Consider the following 16330-nt stretch of genomic DNA (forward strand, 5'->3'; position numbering starts at 1 on the left):
AGAATTAGGCCGCTTCCAGTTCCTTGATATTGGCAAGGTCCGCTTCCAGCCTCACAGCCGCCGCCTTAATGTCGAAGGCGTTCTGCAAGTTCAGCCAATATTCCGGTGTGGTCTTGAAAAACTTTGCAAGGCGCAAGGCGGTGTCGGCGGTGATACCAAGTTTCTCTCCCGCAATCCGTTCTATGCGGGTGCGCGGAATATTGAGGTGCCTTGCAAGGGCGTAAGCCGACATCCCCAGCGGCTCAAGATAGAGTTCCCGCAGGATTTCGCCCGGATGGATCGGAGGCGATTTACTGATTGTCATGCTCGCTGGCCCTCCTTGGCCGATTTTTCATGAGCCTCTCCACGAGAATTCCAGACTAGTGATAGTCGGTTATTTCCACGCTTTCCGGCCCTGCTTCCGTCCAGACGAAGCAGATGCGCCACTGCTTGTTGATCCGGATCGAATATTGGCCCTCACGATCGCCGGACAGCTTTTCCAAACGATTGCCGGGCGGTGAGCGAAGGTCTTCTACCGTGGTCGCCGCATCCAGGATCGTGAGCAGCTGCTGGGCGCGGCGTACGAGATCGGCGGGAAAGCCCTTCTTCACAGATCCGTCGTCAATCGATGCGGTCAGCTTGTTTTTGAAAGAACGGATCATTGCTGGCCTCGTGATGTTGGTATCATAAACAGATACGCACAGAAGTCAACAGAACCGTATCTTAAAGAGATACACCTATTGCCACCCCGCCACCGTCCGATGCCGCCCGATCGGCAGCATCATCGGCTTGCCAGAGGTCGGATCTTCGATGACCCGGCTTTCGATGCCGAAGACGTGGCGGACATTCTCCTCTGTCAATACGTCCTCCGGCGTGCCGAAGACATGCAGCTTCCCGTCCCTCATGGCGACGAGATGATCGGCATAACGGGCTGCGAGATTGAGATCGTGCAGCACCATGACGATGGTGGTCTCGCGGGCGTGGTTGAGGTCGGTCAGAAGATCCAGCACCTCGACCTGGTGGCTGATATCGAGGAAGGTGGTCGGCTCATCCAGCAGCAATATGTCTGTCTGCTGGGCGAGCGCCATGGCGATCCAGACGCGTTGCCGCTGGCCGCCGGAAAGCTCGTCCACCGGCCGCTCTGCCAGCTCCACCGTATCGGTGGCGACAAGGGCTGCGGCGACGGCCTCGTCATCCTGCCGCGACCAGCGGGCGAACAGACCATGATGCGGGTGCCGGCCTCGGCTGACGAGATCGGCGACCACAATGCCCTCCGGCGCTATCGGCGATTGCGGCAGGAGGCCCATGCGCCGTGCAAGCTCACGCGAGGGAAGACGATGGATCGATTTTCCATCGAGCAGAACCTGACCGGCGCGCGGCGTGATCAGCCGCGACATGCTGCGCAGCAGGGTGGACTTGCCGCAGGCATTGGCGCCGACGATGACGGTGATCTTCCCGCGCGGAACGGTGAGATCCAACCCGTCGATGATGAGGTTTTCGCCATATCCGGCCGAGAGGCGGCTTACGGAAAGGGAGTGGCCGGTCATAACGAGCCTCCGCTGCGGTTGACCCGCACGATAAGGTAAATCAGATAGGGTGCGCCGAGCGCCCCCGTGACGACGCCGACCGGATAACGGCCCGGCAACAGAAACTGGCCGCAATAATCGCCCACCAGCACCAGCACCGCCCCGACCAGAGCCGCAGGAATGAGCAGCGAGCCGTTGCTGCCGACGATGCGCGCCGCAATCGGCCCGGAGAGAAAAGCGACAAAAGCGATCGGCCCGGAGACCGCCGTTGCAAAGGCGATCATGCCCACGGCGGCGATGATGACGATGATGCGCGTTCGCCCCACCCGCACGCCGAGCGCTGCGGCAGCGTCGTCACCCAGTCTCAACGCTTCCAGATCGCGCGCACGGCTGAGGAGCAGGCCGCCGAAAAGGATGAGGGCGATGAGGAGCGGCAGCAACTGCGCGATTTTTGCACCATTGACGCTGCCGGTCAGCCAACGCATCGCCTCCTGCAGCGTCCATGCCGGCGCGACGGAGAGGATATAGGCGATGAAGCTTTCCAGCATGGCTGAAACGCCGATGCCGACGAGGATCAGCCGCGTTCCGGCCACGCCGTTTCGGAAGGACAGGAGATAGACCAGAAGCGCGACGCCAAGACCGGCGGCGACGGCGAAGACCGAGACAAGCGGCCCGTTCATCTGCAGGACGACGATGGCAAAAACGGCTGCCGCGCTCGCCCCGGAACTGATGCCGATAATATCGGGGCTGGCGAGCGGGTTACGCAGCATGATCTGGAAGGCGACGCCGCCAAGCCCGAAGCTCAGGCCTGCCAGAATCGACAGCAGCGCGCGCGGCAGGCGCAACTGCCCGACGGTGAAGGTTACCCCGGCAATGTCCTCCCCCAACAGAACACGAATGACATCGCCGGGCGGCGTGAAGGATTGCCCGAGCATCAGCGTCGTTGCGAAAGCGGCAATCAGAAGCGCCGACAGGGCGGCGATGACAAGGCGATGCCGGCGCTGACGGGCATGGCGATTGAAGACGAGATTTTCGATGACGGGAGCATACATGGTCACAATTCACGCACCCTCTGGCGTCTGACAATCCAGATGAAGAAAGGCGCGCCGACGAGGGCGGTGACGATGCCGACATCAAGTTCGGACGGCCGCGCCACAATGCGCCCGACAATATCGGCGGCAAGCAGCAGACACGCCCCGCCTAGTGCCGAGAACGGCAAAAGCCAGCGATTGTCCACGCCAACCAGCAGGCGGCAGAGATGCGGCACCACCAGCCCGACAAAACCGATCGGCCCGCAAATGGCGGTGGCCGCGCCGCAGAGCAGAATGGCGCCGAAGGACGCCACGGCTCTGGCTGCCATGACATTCTCGCCAAGCCCGGCCGCGAGTTCATCGCCGAGCGCCAGAGAATTCAGCTTGCGCGCCGAAAGCAGGCTGATGATGAAGCCGGCGGCGAGAAAGGGCAGCACGGTCTCGATGCGCTCGAAGGTCGCCCCACCGACGCCGCCGATCTGCCAGGAGCGGATGCCGCCGGCAATATCGCTGCGCGGCAGCACGACGGCGATGACGAGCGACGAAAAGGCGACGGAGGTGGCGGCGCCCGCAAGTGCGAGTTTCAGCGGGGTCGCGCCGCCTCGCCCCAAAGAGCCGACAACATAAACGAAAACCGCAGATGCCCCCGCCCCCGCAATTGCAATGATGATGAAGGCCTGCGCCGTGGCGATGCCGAACCAGACAATACCGATGACGACGGCTAGCGACGCCCCCATGTTGACACCGAGAATACCGGGATCGGCAAGCGGATTGCGGGTAACACCCTGCATGATGGCACCGGCCAGCCCGAGTGCGGCCCCAGAAAGCAGGGCGAGCAGCGTGCGCGGCAGACGCACCGCAACCGCCGCTTCGGCAACCGTTTCGACGCGGCCGCTGAGCCCACCAAGAATATCCGCAAAAGAGACGTCACGCGTGCCGATGGCGACGGAGAGCGCACAGAGCAGCGCGAGGAGCGTCAGCACCGCGCCGAGCCATGCGGTTCTCGCGCGGCTGGAGCGGCCGGCGAGCAGCACCGCCGTCGCTTTGCCGGGTCCGGACATTGTCACTGTGATTTCCCGGAGGATTTGTCGGCGGCCTTCGCCAGGAGATCGGCATAGTCCTTCAATACCCATGAAATCGACAGCGGTGTGGGGTTGGAGGCCGTGCCAAGCGGATCGCGGCCGAGCATGACGATGGCATCATTGGCGACGGCCGGCATGCGGGCGAGAAGCGGATCGGCGCGCATGGCGTTCAGCAGCGGCTGGCTGCCATAGGTCACAACGATATCGACATCGTCAAAGGCATCCACACGCTCGGCGCTGACGCCGGCGGCGAATTGCCCGGGCTTCGTCGCCTCCAGGACGCTTTTCGGCGAGGCAAGCCCCAGATCGGCGAAGAACTTCACCCGGGTGTCATTGGCCGTATAGAAATTGACGACGCTGAGATTGGTGGCATCGAGATGGGTGACGAACATGGCCGACTTGCCCTTCAGCTGCGGGTGGCCGGCGACGACCTGCGCGATTTCGCCCTCGATGCGTTTGATCAGCGCCTCACCTTCCACCGCCATGCCGAGTCCGGCGCTGTTGAGCCGGATCATCTCGCGCCAGTCCGTCGCCCAGGGGGAGACGGGATAGGCGACAACAGGGGCGATCTGGCTCAGCGTATCGTAATCGGACTGGCTGAGGCCGGAATAGGCGGCAAGGATGACATCCGGCTGCGTTGCCGCCACGGCCTCGAAATCGATGCCGTCACCCTCGTCGAACAGAACAGGCTTTGCCGCGTCGAGCTCGGTGAGCCGCTTTGCCACCCATGGTAGCAGGCCGTCGCCATCATCATCGCCGAAATTGGCCGCCGCAAAACCGACGGGCACGATGCCGAGCGCCAGCGGCACCTCATGGTTCGCCCAGGCGACAGTTGCGACCCGCTGCGGTTTCTTCGCAATCATGGTCGTACCGAACGCATGTTTGATGACGATGGGATAGTTGGCCGTCTCCTCCGCCGAGGCCATATCAGGCGCGATCATCGACAGGAAAAGCACAAATACCGGCACGAGGCAGCGAAACGGGCGAAGCATGGCGAAGCTCTCAAAGGTTCAAAAGTGGACTTGAACTCTCAGCTTCAAATGCCCCCGTCAAGCCCAGGCAAGAAATGCCGCCGCAACAGCGGTGAAATTTCCGGGGTTTTGTACAAAACCGCAAAAAGTTACAATACCGGACAAAGTTTCTCAAGTTATTGGGCGCTTCGAGAGTGGGCCGTGAAAACGGCGATCGGGGCATCAAGGTCTGGAACATACCAATGAATATCGAAACCGAAGGCAGACACCGCAAAACCGCGCGACGTCGTTACCAGGATGCGGCCCTGCTTGCCTGCACGGCGCTTGCCGCCACCCTGCCCGGCTCCCTGCTGGCGCAGGAGGCCGCCAATACAGGCGGCAGCACGGTTCTGGAGCGCATCACCATCGATAGCGGCGATAATGACCAGAAGTCCATTGTCGCCACCCGCACCACGAGCGGCAGCAAGATGGCGACCGATATTCTCGACACACCCGCCTCCGTTTCCGTCATCACCGCCAAGGAAATGCAGCAGCGCGGCGTGCAGACCGTGGAAGAGGCGCTGCAATATACCGCTGGCGTGACCACGGATTTTTACGGCTCCGACGACCGTTTCGACTATTTCAAGATTCGCGGTTTCGACGCCTATACCTATCGCGATGGGTTGACGCTTGGCCGTCCCTTCGGCGCGCTGCGCGAAGAAACCTATGCCTATGAGCGCGTGGAAGTGCTGAAGGGCGGCAATTCCACCACCTTTGGCGTCTCGGATCCCGGCGGCTCGGTGAATTATTCCACCAAGGTGCCGAAACGCACCCGTTTCGGTGAAGCCTATGTGACCGGTGGTTCCTATAGCCGCGCCGAAACCGGCTTCGATTTCGGCGACAACATCACCAGCGACGACACGCTGTCCTATCGTCTGACAGGCAAGCTCAGAAATGCCGATGCGGAATATGACTATTCCCGTGACGACGAGAAATTCTTCATGGGCGGCCTGACCTGGCGTCCCACTGATGTCACCAGCCTCACCGTCGTTTACGATCATCTCAACAAGGATGGCGTTCCCGGCGGCGGCGGCCATCCCGTCGGCTCGCATTTCGACCGGAGCCGCTTCTTCGGCGAACCGGACTACAATTATCGCGGCACAAACCGCAATTCGTTAAGCGTGATGTTCGACCACGATTTCGGCTCGGGCCTGACCCTGAGTTCCAATGCGCGCTACAGCAAGGCGAATACGGACTTCGGTTACGCCTATATCTCATCCACGCCGACCAATGGTTCGACCATCGCCAACCGGTCCTATTTCGGCAACGACACCGAGACCGAAAACTTCCTGATCGATACGCGCCTGCAATATGACACGCGGTTTGAAAATGTCGAAAGCCGCAGCCTCGTCGGCGTTTTTTATAACAATTACGAATCCGGCAGCAAGAGCTACTTCAGCGCCGCGCCGAGCATCAACTGGATGAACCCGGTCTATACCGGCGCGCCCGCCTCGGTGCCGCTCTATGCCAGCTCACTGACGGACCAGAAAACCAAGGCGATCTATCTCCAGCAGGACCTGACCTTCTTCGACAGGCTCACCGTCAGCGCCGGCCTGCGCAACGACTGGATCGACACCGACCAGACCAACCGGCTGAACGGCACGACGGCGAGCGGCGACATCAGCGAACTGACCAAGCGTATCGGCGTATCCTACAAGGTCACCAACGAAATCGCGCCCTATATCAGCTACGCCGAATCGGTTGTGCCGGCATCCGGTCTCACCGTTGAACCGGAGCGCGGCGAGCAGATCGAGCTCGGCGTGAAATACCGGCCGGACGCTTTCCCGGCCCTGTTCACCGCTTCGATCTACGATCTGAAGAAGAACAACATCACCGTCACCAGCCCGATCACCAGCCTGCCGACCACCATCGGCGAAGTGCGCGTGCGTGGCCTCGATCTTGAAGCCAAGGCGGAGGTGACAGACAATCTCAGCCTGACGGCGGCCTATTCCTATCTCGATGCTGAAATCACCGAAAACGGAACGGGCGGTAATGTCGGCAACCGACCGCAATTCGTGCCCGAGCATCAGGCTTCACTGTGGGTCAATTATACGCTTGAAGGCAATGACTGGCGCGGCGACATGACCTTCGGTCTCGGCGGCAGATACACAGGCGCCTATTATTTCGACAATGTCAACAAGGTCGAAACCGGAAGCAGCGTGACCGTGGATGCGGCATTTAGCTACAAGATTCAGGAAACCGCCTCACTGGATGTCAATGTCTCCAACCTGTTCAATGAAAAACACGTTTCGTATGGCGGGTTCGGCGCTGACTTCTATAATCCCGGCCGGGCGTTTTCTGTGACTTTGCGAAAGACGTGGTGAAAATCTATATTAGCAATATTTTTCAATATATTGCACATATTTCCTAACACACCACGTCATCCTCGGGACAAGCCCGAGGATGACGTGGAGAGAGGCTCGAGGAATGCGCCAAACCGCTGAACATGGGTGGCGCAGGGCCGACCCGCTATCAAAGCAGCCTGTGCAGACGCCGCCAGGCGGCGGGCGTGTTGCCCACGGACTGGCGGAAAGCTTTGGTCAGATGCGCCTGATCGGAAAAGCCGAGCTGGGCGGCGATATCGGCCACAGTCAGATCGCCTTCCAGCAGAAGTTTCTGGGCGGCATTGATGCGCCGTTCCAATTGCCATTGCAGCGGCGTCTTGCCGGTGGTCTGACGAAACACGGTGGCGAACCAGCTTTCCGAAAGCCCGACAATATCCGCCATCTCGGCAACCGTCATACGGTCATCGCCACGCTTTTCGACCTGGGCAAGAAGCTTGTTCAACTGCGCCTGCGTCAACCTGCCATTGGCCTGCTCCGGCGAATGGCCGGGAATATCCAGCAGGCCGGCAACGATGCTGCCGACGAGACTTTCCGCATAGACCGCATGTTTCGAGGGCTCCGCCAGCTCATCGACAAGTAGCCCGGCAAGGGTTTCCACCGAGCCGATATCCTGTATCTCGACCGGGCGGCGCAGCGCCGTCATCGCCGCCGAACTGCCGACAGAAGGTGACAGGAAGCGCAATAGCCGGTCCTTGTGAATATGCAGGTTGAGATGCGAGAACCGGTGCGTGGCGTTGCTGCTCGTCCACATCGGCACGCCAGCCGGCACATAAACCGCCCGCGTCATCGGCCGCGAATGGTCGCTGAACTCGCCGTTCCGGTTGGACATGCTTATGCGCGAAGACACATCGTTGAAAAAAATCATGATGCGCGGATCGGCGGCCAGATAATAACCCTTCGCTCCCATCTGGCTTTCCGCCTCCCAGAAAGCACTGACGAGCCCGTCCAGCTGGCGCCACTTCACCGGCGCAGTGACGCTGATCCCTTCCGTGTGCCAGGTCATGGAATGCCAGAAACTCAATGCGGGTACCGTCCGGTTGTCGGGTCTGGGTTGAGGGCTTGGACAGACAGGCGCGCCGCGCCAGTCATCGCGCTTCGCCCCAATAACATGACTTATCAATTCATGTTAATAGCAAAGATCGTTATGAAGAGAAACATTCACTGACGCGACCGCCCTGGAACCTCTGCCCAAGACACCCGTTGAACTCCTGACAGGAACGCAACAATGGAGACTATCATGGACAGCAAGAAGGAACCGGGCAACTTCGCGGACAAGAAGCGCGAAGAGAAGGGTCACGGCGTCATCGTTGCCGGGCCGGATGCGCATGAAAATGAGAAAAGCGGCAAAGCGCCCTCGGAGAAGGCCGAAAAATCCTCTCCCAGCAAACCGGTTTCGTCTTCGGACCGGCGATAGGGCGACACACTCCCGCTGCGAGCGGAATGCTGAGGCTAACAACCTCCCTCGCCGGATCGCGTGGTGACTGATTCAGCCTCGCCGACCTATCGGTAGCAAAAACACCTCCCCGATCGCTCAGGGAGGTGCATCTTCATTTAGCGGTCAACCTTTCCTTACAGAAGGTCGAAACGGTCAGCGTTCATCACCTTCGTCCAGGCGGCGACGAAATCACGCACGAATTTCTCCCTGCTGTCGTCCTGTGCATAGACTTCCGCATAGGCGCGCAGGATGGAGTTCGAACCGATGACGAGGTCGACGCGGGTGGCCGTGTATTTGGCTGCCCCAGTCTTGCGGTCACGAATCTCATAGAGATTGTTGCCGGTCGGAACCCAGGAATAGGCCATGTCCGTCAGCGTCGTGAAAAAGTCCGTCGTCAGCGCGCCGGGCTTGTCGGTGAACACGCCATGCGCCGTACCGGCATAATTGGTGCCGATGACGCGCAGGCCGCCGATGAGCACGGTCAGTTCCGGCGCGGTCAGGCCCAGAAGCTGCGCGCGATCCAGCAGCAGTTCTTCGGGGCTGACAACATAGTCCTTCTTGACCCAGTTGCGGAAACCATCCGCCAGCGGCTCAAGCGGAGCAAAGCTGTCGGCATCCGTCTGCTCGGCGGAAGCGTCACCACGGCCAGCCGCAAAAGGCACGGCAATGTCGAAGCCGGCCGCCTTGGCCGCCTGTTCCACACCGTAATTGCCGGCGAGAACGATCACATCCGCAATGCTTGCGCCGCTTTCACGGGCAATCTGCTCCAGAACCGAAAGCACGCGGGAAAGACGGGCGGGCTCGTTGCCTTCCCAGTCCTTCTGCGGTGCGAGGCGGATGCGCGCACCATTGGCGCCGCCGCGCTTGTCCGAACCGCGGAAGGTGCGGGCGCTGTCCCAGGCGGTCGAGACCAGATCAGCAACGGAAAGGCCAGACGCCGCGATCTTCGCCTTGACGGCAGCGACATCGTAGCTGGTGGAGCCTGCGGGGATGGGATCCTGCCAGATCAGGTCTTCCGCCGGAACGTCAGGGCCGATGTAACGGGACTTCGGTCCCATGTCGCGGTGGGTCAACTTGAACCAGGCTCGGGCGAAGACCTCGGAGAAATGGTCCTGATCATCCCTGAACTTCAGCGAAATCTCGCGGTAGATCGGATCAACCTTCAGGGCCATGTCGGCATCGGTCATCATCGGGATGGTGCGGATCGAGGCATCCTCGACGTCGACAGGCTTGTCTTCTTCGGCAATGGTGATCGGCGCCCATTGCGATGCACCGGCGGGGCTGTGGGTCAAGGTCCATTCATGCTTGAACAGCATGTCGAAGAAACCATTGTCCCACTTGGTCGGCTCGCTCGTCCAGGCGCCTTCGATACCGGAAACAACCGTGTCGCGACCAATGCCGCGGCCCTTGGTGTTGATCCAGCCAAGACCCTGAAATTCCGGGCCTGCGGCTTCCGGATCGGGGCTGAGGTTGGCGGCGCTGCCATTACCGTGCGACTTGCCGATGGTATGACCGCCGGCGGTGAGAGCCACGGTTTCCTCGTCGTCCATGCCCATGCGGGCGAAGGTCTCGCGCATCTGCGCCGCCGTCGCCAGCGGATCGGACTTGCCGTTTACGCCTTCCGGGTTGACGTAGATGAGGCCCATCTGCACGGCAGCGAGCGGGTTTTCCAGCGTCTCGGGCTTGGTCACGTCGCCGTAACGGCCATCGCTCGGCGCCAGCCATTCCTTTTCGTCACCCCAATAGGTGTCCTTTTCCGGAGCCCAGATGTCTTCACGGCCGAAGGCGAAACCGAAGGTCTTCAGACCGGCGACGTCATAGGCAATGGTGCCGGCGAGCGCGATCAGGTCGGCCCAGGAAATCTTGTTGCCGTATTTCTTCTTGATCGGCCACAGCAGACGGCGGCCCTTGTCGGTGTTGACGTTATCCGGCCAGGAATTGAGCGGGGCAAAACGCTGGTTGCCGGTGTTGGCGCCGCCGCGACCGTCAGTCACGCGGTAGGAGCCCGCCGCATGCCAGGTAACACGCGCCATCATGCCCACATAGCTGCCCCAGTCGGCCGGCCACCAGTCCTGGCTGTCGGTCATCAGCGCACGCAGATCGGCCTTCAGCACCTCGACGTCGAGCGTCTTCAGGGCTTCGCGATAGTTGAAAGAGGTGCCGAGCGGATTGGTCTTGGTATCGTGCTGATGCAGGATGTCGAGGTTCAGCGCATTCGGCCACCATTCGGTAACCGATTTACCGGAGGCCGTGTTGCCTCCATGCATGACGGGACACTTGCCAGCCGGTTTTGAAGTTGCGTCCATTTCGCCCTCCGATGGGTTTAGCAATTAAACGAAATAATCAATTCGACATGTGCAGCCTGTTGGAGCCAGAGCCTGCGGCAGGTCATGGGAAACCGTGCAGCGAGGCTGGTGATCTCTGACAGCTACAGCTTCTTTCTGTCATGAAGATGACTAACAGCCGGGTTCCATAATTTCCAATTGTATATTCTAAAGGCTGCGATATGCTGAGCTTATGATTGCGCTCTCCATGAAACATCTCCGTTATTTCGACGCTCTGGCCAAGATCGGCCATTTCGGCCGGGCGGCGGAGGCATGTGCGATTTCCCAGCCGGCGTTGTCGCTGCAAATCCGCGAACTGGAGGAACTGATCGGCGCGCCGCTTGTCGAACGCGGCAGCCGCCAGATCCGGCTGACGACGCTTGGCGAAGAATTTGCCGAGCGCACCCGCTCGATCCTGCGTTCGGTGGACGAGCTGCAGGATCTGGCGCGTGCGGGCCAGGGCCCGCTCAGCGGCCGCCTGCGCATCGGCGTCATCCCGACGGTCGCGCCTTATCTTTTACCACAGGTCATCAAGACTCTCACCCGACATTATCCCGGACTGGAGGCCCGCCCGCGCGAGGCGGTGACGCAGAAGCTCATCGAGGACCTGCTGGAAGCCCGGCTCGACATGGCGATCGTCGCCCTGCCCGTTTCGGAGCCCGCGCTGGAAGAGGTTCCGCTGTTTTCGGAGGAATTCATTCTGGTGCGGCCGATGGAGGATGCGGGCATGCCGGTGCCGAGCGCCGACAAGCTCGGCGAAATGCGGCTTCTGCTTTTGGAGGAAGGCCATTGCTTCCGCAATCAGGCGCTTTCCTTCTGCAGCACGACCAATGCGCCGCCGCGCGTGCTGATGGAGGGCTCCTCGCTCTCCACCCTCGTGCAGATGGTCGGCGCCGGCATCGGCGTCACGCTCATTCCGCAGATGGCCGTCGATATGGAGACGAGGCAATCCACCGTTTCGGTATTCCGGCTTGCGGAGCCGCGCCCGTCGCGCACCATCGGCATGGTCTGGCGCAAGAGCAATCCGCTTTCGGCCCAGTTCGCCCATATTGCGGAGATCGTCCGCGAATGCGGCCTCCAGAAGCTCGGCCTCGCGGCATAGGGACTTGGCTCGGACGATCGCGCGCCGTAATGCGCGCGATCTTCACATGGAGCGGCTGGCCTATCGCGAAGCGGCTTTCGCGCGCCCGTCGTCGGTCCATTGCGGCGGCGCGCCGAACTTGTCGGCCACCATGCCCTTCAAGCCACGTGACCGGCCATAGGCATCGCACTCGACATATTTCGGTTTTCCACCCAGAGCCGACCGGATTCGATGGCCGGAGGGAATAGAGAGGTTCAGGCCGTCGGAAACTTTGCCTGTCACGAGAATACGCGAGAAGTAGTTGGAGAAATCGGTGGCAAGCTCGTAAGCGTCGCCGATTTCCGATGCGCGGGCGTTACCAGTGATGGAATTCGCGCCCTTGGACCAGACGGCGGCCGCACGCTGAACGCCGCCACTATCCACCGCCTCGGCCTCAACGGCCAGCCCGCCAAGCCCGAATGGGAGACGCGGCACGCTGACCGGCAGGACGAAGCCGCTGCCGAGCGTCACGGCCGTCGATACCCCGGCCATGGTCTTGTCGGTCGGCACCAGATCGGTGATGACCGTGCGCACCGTCATATCCGCCGGCTGTCCAAGAGCGGCGATCCGGTATTTATCGCTGAGCGCCACGCAGATGGCGCGATCCAGCGCATTCGAAACAAGGGCACGATCCTTTTCCGATGTGATCCGCGACGAGGCGGCGAAGGAGAAGGTGGTCGGCACGATGGCGACGGTCTTGACCCCGGCCAGCCCGGTAGCGTCCACGAAGGTTCGCGATTTGGTGAACTTTCCCTTGGCCGGGCTGAGCTGCGCATAGGAGGTAAGCGTGCCACCTTCTTTCAGCGGCACGGAGGTGCAGCCGGACATGATGATGGCGAAGGGCAAGGTGGCGAAGGCGACACCGCGGCTGCGGGACGCCTTGTCGCCGGAACCCCGGGCAAACAGATTCCACTGTTGTTTCACTGCACGTACTCCGGTTGGGATGATTGATCCTGTGCCCCGCACGGTACGACAGCTAAAATTGCGGCAACATTACAATCACCAGCCTCTGAACAGCGCGCAACGCGACGATCAGAAACGTAACCGGAAGGTGCTTCCGAAAGCGCTGCTATCCAGAAAGATTCGCCCGTTATGGTTGGCGACAATCTGCTTGACGAGGCTGAGGCCAAGCCCTGCCCCGGTGCTGCGCGGTGTGATGCGGTAAAAGGGCTCGAAAATCCGTTCCCGCTGGTCTTCGGCTATCCCCTGCCCTTCATCGGAAATCGCGATCTCACCATTGGCGAGAACCGAGATATGGATCATCCCCCTGTTGCCACCATAATCGATGGCATTGCGTACGATGTTGCTGATGGCGCGCGGCAGGGTGAAGGGGTTGCCCATCACCTCATATCGCGCGATCTGCGTATCGAAGGAGATGTCATAACCCGCCGAAAGCGCAAGCGGCGCAAGATCGGCGACGACGGTGCGGGTCATCTCGACGAGCTCCACCGTCTCGCGCCGGTCGTTCACCTGATCGTTTCTTTCGAAAGCGAGAAGCTGTTCGGTGGTTTCGCCAAGCCGCGCGACATCCTCCATCAGGCGTTGCTGTTCCGGCCCCGGCAAGCCCTCTATCCGGGTCTGCATGATCGCAATTGGTGTTCTCAGTTCATGCGCCGCATCGATGAGAAAACGCTGGCGCGCCCGAAACTGCTCTTCCAGCCGCTCGAGGATGCTGTTGAAGGCAAGGATCAGCGGAACCACCTCGCGAGGCACATCCTGGACGGGAAGCTTTGAGCCCGGCCGGCGCGGATCGATCTCGGGGGCCTTTTTGACGACGGAACTGAGGCCGGAGAGCGCCTGGCGCACGATGCGGGGAACCGAGAAGAACACGGCGGGCAGGATGACAGCCAGCAGGGGAACGTAAATCTTGTAGGTTCCAGCAAGAAGCGTCAGGAACTGCCCGCCGACATGCGTCGTTCCGCCGAACATGACCCTTACCGCACCCCATTTCGTTTCCATGCTTTCAACCAGGGCGACATCGACGATGCCCTTTCCTCCACGAATATCGGCATCCGTCATCAGATGCAGATACCGCGACAATTCCTCATAAACGGCAGGCACGGCGCCGTAGGTCGCCACCCGCCCATCCAGCGTGGAGGCAACGAACCAGAGTGTTGAGTTCTCCGCCTTCAGGGCCCGCAATGCCGGGCTCTCGGTAATGACCAATCCCTTTTGCGGATCGAGCGAAAGTGAACCATCAAGCGTGGCCGAGAGGTCGTCCCAGAGCGCAATATTGGGGGAAAGCATCATCACGCCGTAAAAACAGAGCCCGATGATGACCACGGCAATCATGGCAGAGACGACGACGCTGAGCTGCCAGCTCAGTTTCCACCACAAGGACGGGTTGGACGTGCCCTGCGCTTTCATGCTTCTTCCTTCAACAGATAACCGATACCACGAATATTATGGACGCCGACGCCTGCGGATGCATCGAGCAGGCGTTTTCGCAGCCGCGATATATGCGCGTCGAGCGCATTGGACTGGATCTCTTCCTCATAATTATAGACCGCTGCCTCGAGCGTGGAGCGCAGCACGGATTTGCCCTTGCGTTTCGCCAGCGCAATGAGAACCGCAAGCTCACGTCTTGGCAGATCGAAGGGAACCGAATTGATCGTGACGCTGAGATGGAGCGGATCAATGACGATGCGGCCAGCGGTGATCTGGGCCGGCGCAAGGTTTGCCGGCCTCCTTAGAACCGCGCGCACCCGGGCCAGCAACTCGCCGACGAGAAACGGCTTGCCAAGATAATCGTCTGCGCCGCCGTCCAGCCCCGCTATCCGCTCTTCCGGCTCGTTCATCGCCGTCAACAGAATGATCGGCGTGTCGATACCTGCGCGGCGCAGCTGCGGAATGAAGGAGAGCCCTTCCCCGTCAGGCAGGCGACGGTCGAGCAGAATGGCGTCATAGACGTGCTGACGCGTCAGCTCCATCGCATCGCCGAGCCACATCGTATGGTCGATGACGATCCCCTGCTTGCCGAGCGTCGCCGTCAGCGCATCCGCCATTTCCTTTTCATCTTCGATCAACAGAAGTCTCATGCGTCACCGTCCCTTCGCCTTCCGTTTTCTGCCAGAAAGGTTGCGGCAGTATTGCGGCGAAGACGACGCTGGAGCATTTACAACCAGGATCCATAATGGTTTCACCTCTGGAAAATTCATAAAAACAGAGCTTTGGAGCATTAGACGGTTCCGTTTAGGCAGGCGCGCCCCGGAGGGTAATGCTGCTGCAATTATGGATGCCTATCCAGAAACCATCCGCCTCGACAGAGGCAATGCGACCGCCTGAGCGGCGGTCCCGGGATGGAAAGGATTTCAGTATGTGGATGAAGAGAACCATCAAGGCGGGGATCGCGCTTGCAGGTTGCGTTCTCGTTGTCACCGCTCTCGATCCGGCGCGCGGCGGCGTCGATGCGAATGAGCGTGTCAAAGGCATCGTGAACGGGCTCGTCGAAACCGCTTCGATGAGCCCCGCAGGCACGCCATTCGAGCTGACGGCCGCGGAAACGGCAAAGATCGGCACGCGCCCGATGGTGGAGCGGCTTGGCATCAGCGGCGAGCTTCAACCGATCACCCGTGTGGTGATCCGCGCCCGTGAGGCCGGCAAGATCGTGGAAATGAATGTCCGCGACGGAGATACGGTGCAGGCGGGCAAACTGCTCGTGCGTTTCGAAACCGATGAGTTGCAATCGACGCTTTTGCTGCGGCAGAGCGACCGGGATGCGGCTGAGGCCGAGCTGATGCTGGCGATGCAGGCCCTGACGAGAACCGAACAGCTTGCCCTGAAAAACATCGCGTCGGCAGAACAGCTCGACAAGGCGAAAAGCGATGTCGCGGTGAAGACGGCAAGGCTCCAGAGCCTTGCGGCGCAGGCGGATATCGCCCGCCTCGCCCTTCGCAATGCCGAAATCCGCGCACCCTTCAGCGGCACCGTCACCCGGCGGTTGGCCGAGGCGGGATCGCGAGTCGGTGCGGATGGCGAGCTTCTCACACTGGTCGATACCAGCGTGCTGGAAGCGAAGGTTCTTGTCGCCACCCGCGACATACCGCGCGTGGCGCTCAGCCAGACGGCGGAACTGGCGATCGACGGCCTTGGCGGCCAGATCGTCAAAGGCACGGTCGACCGCATCAGCCCGGTTGCCGAAGACGGCACCCGTTTCGTCGCCGTCTATCTGCGGCTTGCCAATCGTGACGGCCGGCTGTGGGGCGGAATGTTCGCCAGCGGATCGATCCTCCTGCGTGAAAAGAACGATGCGCTTGTCGTTCCCGCAATCGCGCTGCGCAAGGACGAGACGGGTTACCATGTGCTGAAGGTGGAGGATGGCCATCTTCGCCGCCAGACGGTCGCAGTCGGAGCGCGCTGGAACGATGGCGACCTGGTCGAGATCGCCGCCGGCCTGAAGGATGGCGAGACCATCCTAACCGCACCGCTTCCCGAACTGGGGTCTGACATGGCCGTCACCATCGACAAGGCAGGCTGAA

15 protein-coding genes are annotated in these 16330 nt (G+C 60.9%); 4 read left to right on the forward strand and 11 right to left on the reverse strand.

Features of this window, described 5'->3' with window-relative positions:
- Window positions 1-4 precede the first annotated feature (4 nt).
- From WDZ78_RS20130 to WDZ78_RS20155, 6 genes are all read right to left on the reverse strand, one after another.
- Complete coding sequence (locus WDZ78_RS20130; protein WP_020009806.1) at window positions 5-304, reverse strand: HigA family addiction module antitoxin; 300 nt, start codon at window positions 302-304, stop codon at window positions 5-7.
- Between the two features lie 55 nt (window positions 305-359).
- Window positions 360-641: a type II toxin-antitoxin system RelE/ParE family toxin gene (locus WDZ78_RS20135; protein ID WP_020009805.1), complete on the reverse strand. Its 282-nt coding sequence runs from the start codon at window positions 639-641 to the stop codon at window positions 360-362.
- Window positions 642-716: 75 nt separating this feature from the next.
- Window positions 717-1526, reverse strand: a complete 810-nt coding sequence (locus tag WDZ78_RS20140) for an ABC transporter ATP-binding protein (RefSeq protein ID WP_425674015.1) — start codon at window positions 1524-1526, stop codon at window positions 717-719.
- Window positions 1523-2557 carry a FecCD family ABC transporter permease gene (locus WDZ78_RS20145; RefSeq protein ID WP_425674056.1) on the reverse strand — a complete coding sequence of 345 codons (1035 nt, stop codon included), beginning with the start codon at window positions 2555-2557 and terminating at the stop codon, window positions 1523-1525. Before WDZ78_RS20145 ends, WDZ78_RS20140 begins: the two co-directional genes overlap by 4 nt.
- 2 nt (window positions 2558-2559) lie before the next feature.
- The gene (locus tag WDZ78_RS20150; RefSeq protein WP_425674016.1) at window positions 2560-3603 is read right to left on the reverse strand and encodes a FecCD family ABC transporter permease; all 1044 of its coding nucleotides are present in this window, start codon (window positions 3601-3603) and stop codon (window positions 2560-2562) included.
- Window positions 3600-4610 (reverse strand): iron-siderophore ABC transporter substrate-binding protein, encoded by a 1011-nt coding sequence (locus WDZ78_RS20155; protein ID WP_425674017.1) that lies wholly within the window; start codon window positions 4608-4610, stop codon window positions 3600-3602. The genes WDZ78_RS20150 and WDZ78_RS20155 overlap by 4 nt, the downstream gene beginning before the upstream one ends.
- Before the next feature lie 221 nt (window positions 4611-4831).
- Between WDZ78_RS20155 and WDZ78_RS20160 the strand changes: the two genes are divergently transcribed.
- Complete coding sequence (locus tag WDZ78_RS20160; RefSeq protein WP_425674018.1) at window positions 4832-6952, forward strand: TonB-dependent siderophore receptor; 2121 nt, start codon at window positions 4832-4834, stop codon at window positions 6950-6952.
- Between the two features lie 148 nt (window positions 6953-7100).
- On the opposite strand, the gene WDZ78_RS20165 is transcribed toward WDZ78_RS20160, so the two are convergent.
- Complete coding sequence (locus WDZ78_RS20165; RefSeq protein ID WP_425674019.1) at window positions 7101-7994, reverse strand: helix-turn-helix domain-containing protein; 894 nt, start codon at window positions 7992-7994, stop codon at window positions 7101-7103.
- A gap of 216 nt (window positions 7995-8210) precedes the next feature.
- Here WDZ78_RS20165 and WDZ78_RS20170 point away from each other — a divergent pair, with 216 nt between their 5' ends.
- Window positions 8211-8387, forward strand: a complete 177-nt coding sequence (locus tag WDZ78_RS20170; protein WP_425674020.1) for a hypothetical protein — start codon at window positions 8211-8213, stop codon at window positions 8385-8387.
- 155 nt (window positions 8388-8542) lie between these two features.
- On the opposite strand, the gene katG is transcribed toward WDZ78_RS20170, so the two are convergent.
- Window positions 8543-10714, reverse strand: a complete 2172-nt coding sequence (gene katG / locus WDZ78_RS20175; RefSeq protein WP_425674021.1) for a catalase/peroxidase HPI — start codon at window positions 10712-10714, stop codon at window positions 8543-8545.
- A gap of 211 nt (window positions 10715-10925) precedes the next feature.
- On the opposite strand from katG, the gene WDZ78_RS20180 reads away from it, so the two are divergent.
- Entirely contained in the window at window positions 10926-11834 is a 909-nt protein-coding gene (locus tag WDZ78_RS20180) for a hydrogen peroxide-inducible genes activator (protein WP_060727233.1), read from the forward strand.
- 60 nt (window positions 11835-11894) lie between these two features.
- Here WDZ78_RS20180 and WDZ78_RS20185 read toward each other — a convergent pair whose 3' ends face one another.
- From WDZ78_RS20185 to WDZ78_RS20195, 3 genes are all read right to left on the reverse strand, one after another.
- Window positions 11895-12776, reverse strand: a complete 882-nt coding sequence (locus tag WDZ78_RS20185) for a DUF3313 domain-containing protein (protein ID WP_080864449.1) — start codon at window positions 12774-12776, stop codon at window positions 11895-11897.
- A gap of 108 nt (window positions 12777-12884) precedes the next feature.
- A complete protein-coding gene (locus WDZ78_RS20190; protein WP_425674022.1) occupies window positions 12885-14219 on the reverse strand; it encodes a sensor histidine kinase in 1335 nt (444 codons plus the stop codon).
- Window positions 14216-14890: a response regulator transcription factor gene (locus WDZ78_RS20195; RefSeq protein WP_020009793.1), complete on the reverse strand. Its 675-nt coding sequence runs from the start codon at window positions 14888-14890 to the stop codon at window positions 14216-14218. The genes WDZ78_RS20190 and WDZ78_RS20195 overlap by 4 nt, the downstream gene beginning before the upstream one ends.
- A gap of 278 nt (window positions 14891-15168) precedes the next feature.
- On the opposite strand from WDZ78_RS20195, the gene WDZ78_RS20200 reads away from it, so the two are divergent.
- Window positions 15169-16329 carry an efflux RND transporter periplasmic adaptor subunit gene (locus tag WDZ78_RS20200; RefSeq protein WP_425674023.1) on the forward strand — a complete coding sequence of 387 codons (1161 nt, stop codon included), beginning with the start codon at window positions 15169-15171 and terminating at the stop codon, window positions 16327-16329.
- Window position 16330: the final 1 nt, after the last annotated feature.

The organism is Agrobacterium sp. M50-1, assembly GCF_049843495.1.
Taxonomy (GTDB): Bacteria; Pseudomonadota; Alphaproteobacteria; order Rhizobiales; family Rhizobiaceae; genus Agrobacterium; species Agrobacterium radiobacter.

Excerpts from the sequence above, each read along its gene's own strand:
- WDZ78_RS20145 (WP_425674056.1), bottom strand. The coding sequence starts at position 2,557 with ATGTATGCTCCCGTCATCGAAAATCTCGTCTTCAATCGCCATGCCCGT.
- WDZ78_RS20200 (WP_425674023.1), top strand. The coding sequence starts at position 15,169 with ATGTGGATGAAGAGAACCATCAAGGCGGGGATCGCGCTTGCAGGTTGC.
- katG (WP_425674021.1), bottom strand. The coding sequence starts at position 10,714 with ATGGACGCAACTTCAAAACCGGCTGGCAAGTGTCCCGTCATGCATGGA.
- WDZ78_RS20155 (WP_425674017.1), bottom strand. The coding sequence starts at position 4,610 with ATGCTTCGCCCGTTTCGCTGCCTCGTGCCGGTATTTGTGCTTTTCCTG.
- WDZ78_RS20195 (WP_020009793.1), bottom strand. The coding sequence starts at position 14,890 with ATGAGACTTCTGTTGATCGAAGATGAAAAGGAAATGGCGGATGCGCTG.
- WDZ78_RS20140 (WP_425674015.1), bottom strand. The coding sequence starts at position 1,526 with ATGACCGGCCACTCCCTTTCCGTAAGCCGCCTCTCGGCCGGATATGGC.
- WDZ78_RS20190 (WP_425674022.1), bottom strand. The coding sequence starts at position 14,219 with ATGAAAGCGCAGGGCACGTCCAACCCGTCCTTGTGGTGGAAACTGAGC.
- WDZ78_RS20170 (WP_425674020.1), top strand. The coding sequence starts at position 8,211 with ATGGACAGCAAGAAGGAACCGGGCAACTTCGCGGACAAGAAGCGCGAA.
- WDZ78_RS20160 (WP_425674018.1), top strand. The coding sequence starts at position 4,832 with ATGAATATCGAAACCGAAGGCAGACACCGCAAAACCGCGCGACGTCGT.
- WDZ78_RS20180 (WP_060727233.1), top strand. The coding sequence starts at position 10,926 with ATGATTGCGCTCTCCATGAAACATCTCCGTTATTTCGACGCTCTGGCC.
- WDZ78_RS20130 (WP_020009806.1), bottom strand. The coding sequence starts at position 304 with ATGACAATCAGTAAATCGCCTCCGATCCATCCGGGCGAAATCCTGCGG.
- WDZ78_RS20135 (WP_020009805.1), bottom strand. The coding sequence starts at position 641 with ATGATCCGTTCTTTCAAAAACAAGCTGACCGCATCGATTGACGACGGA.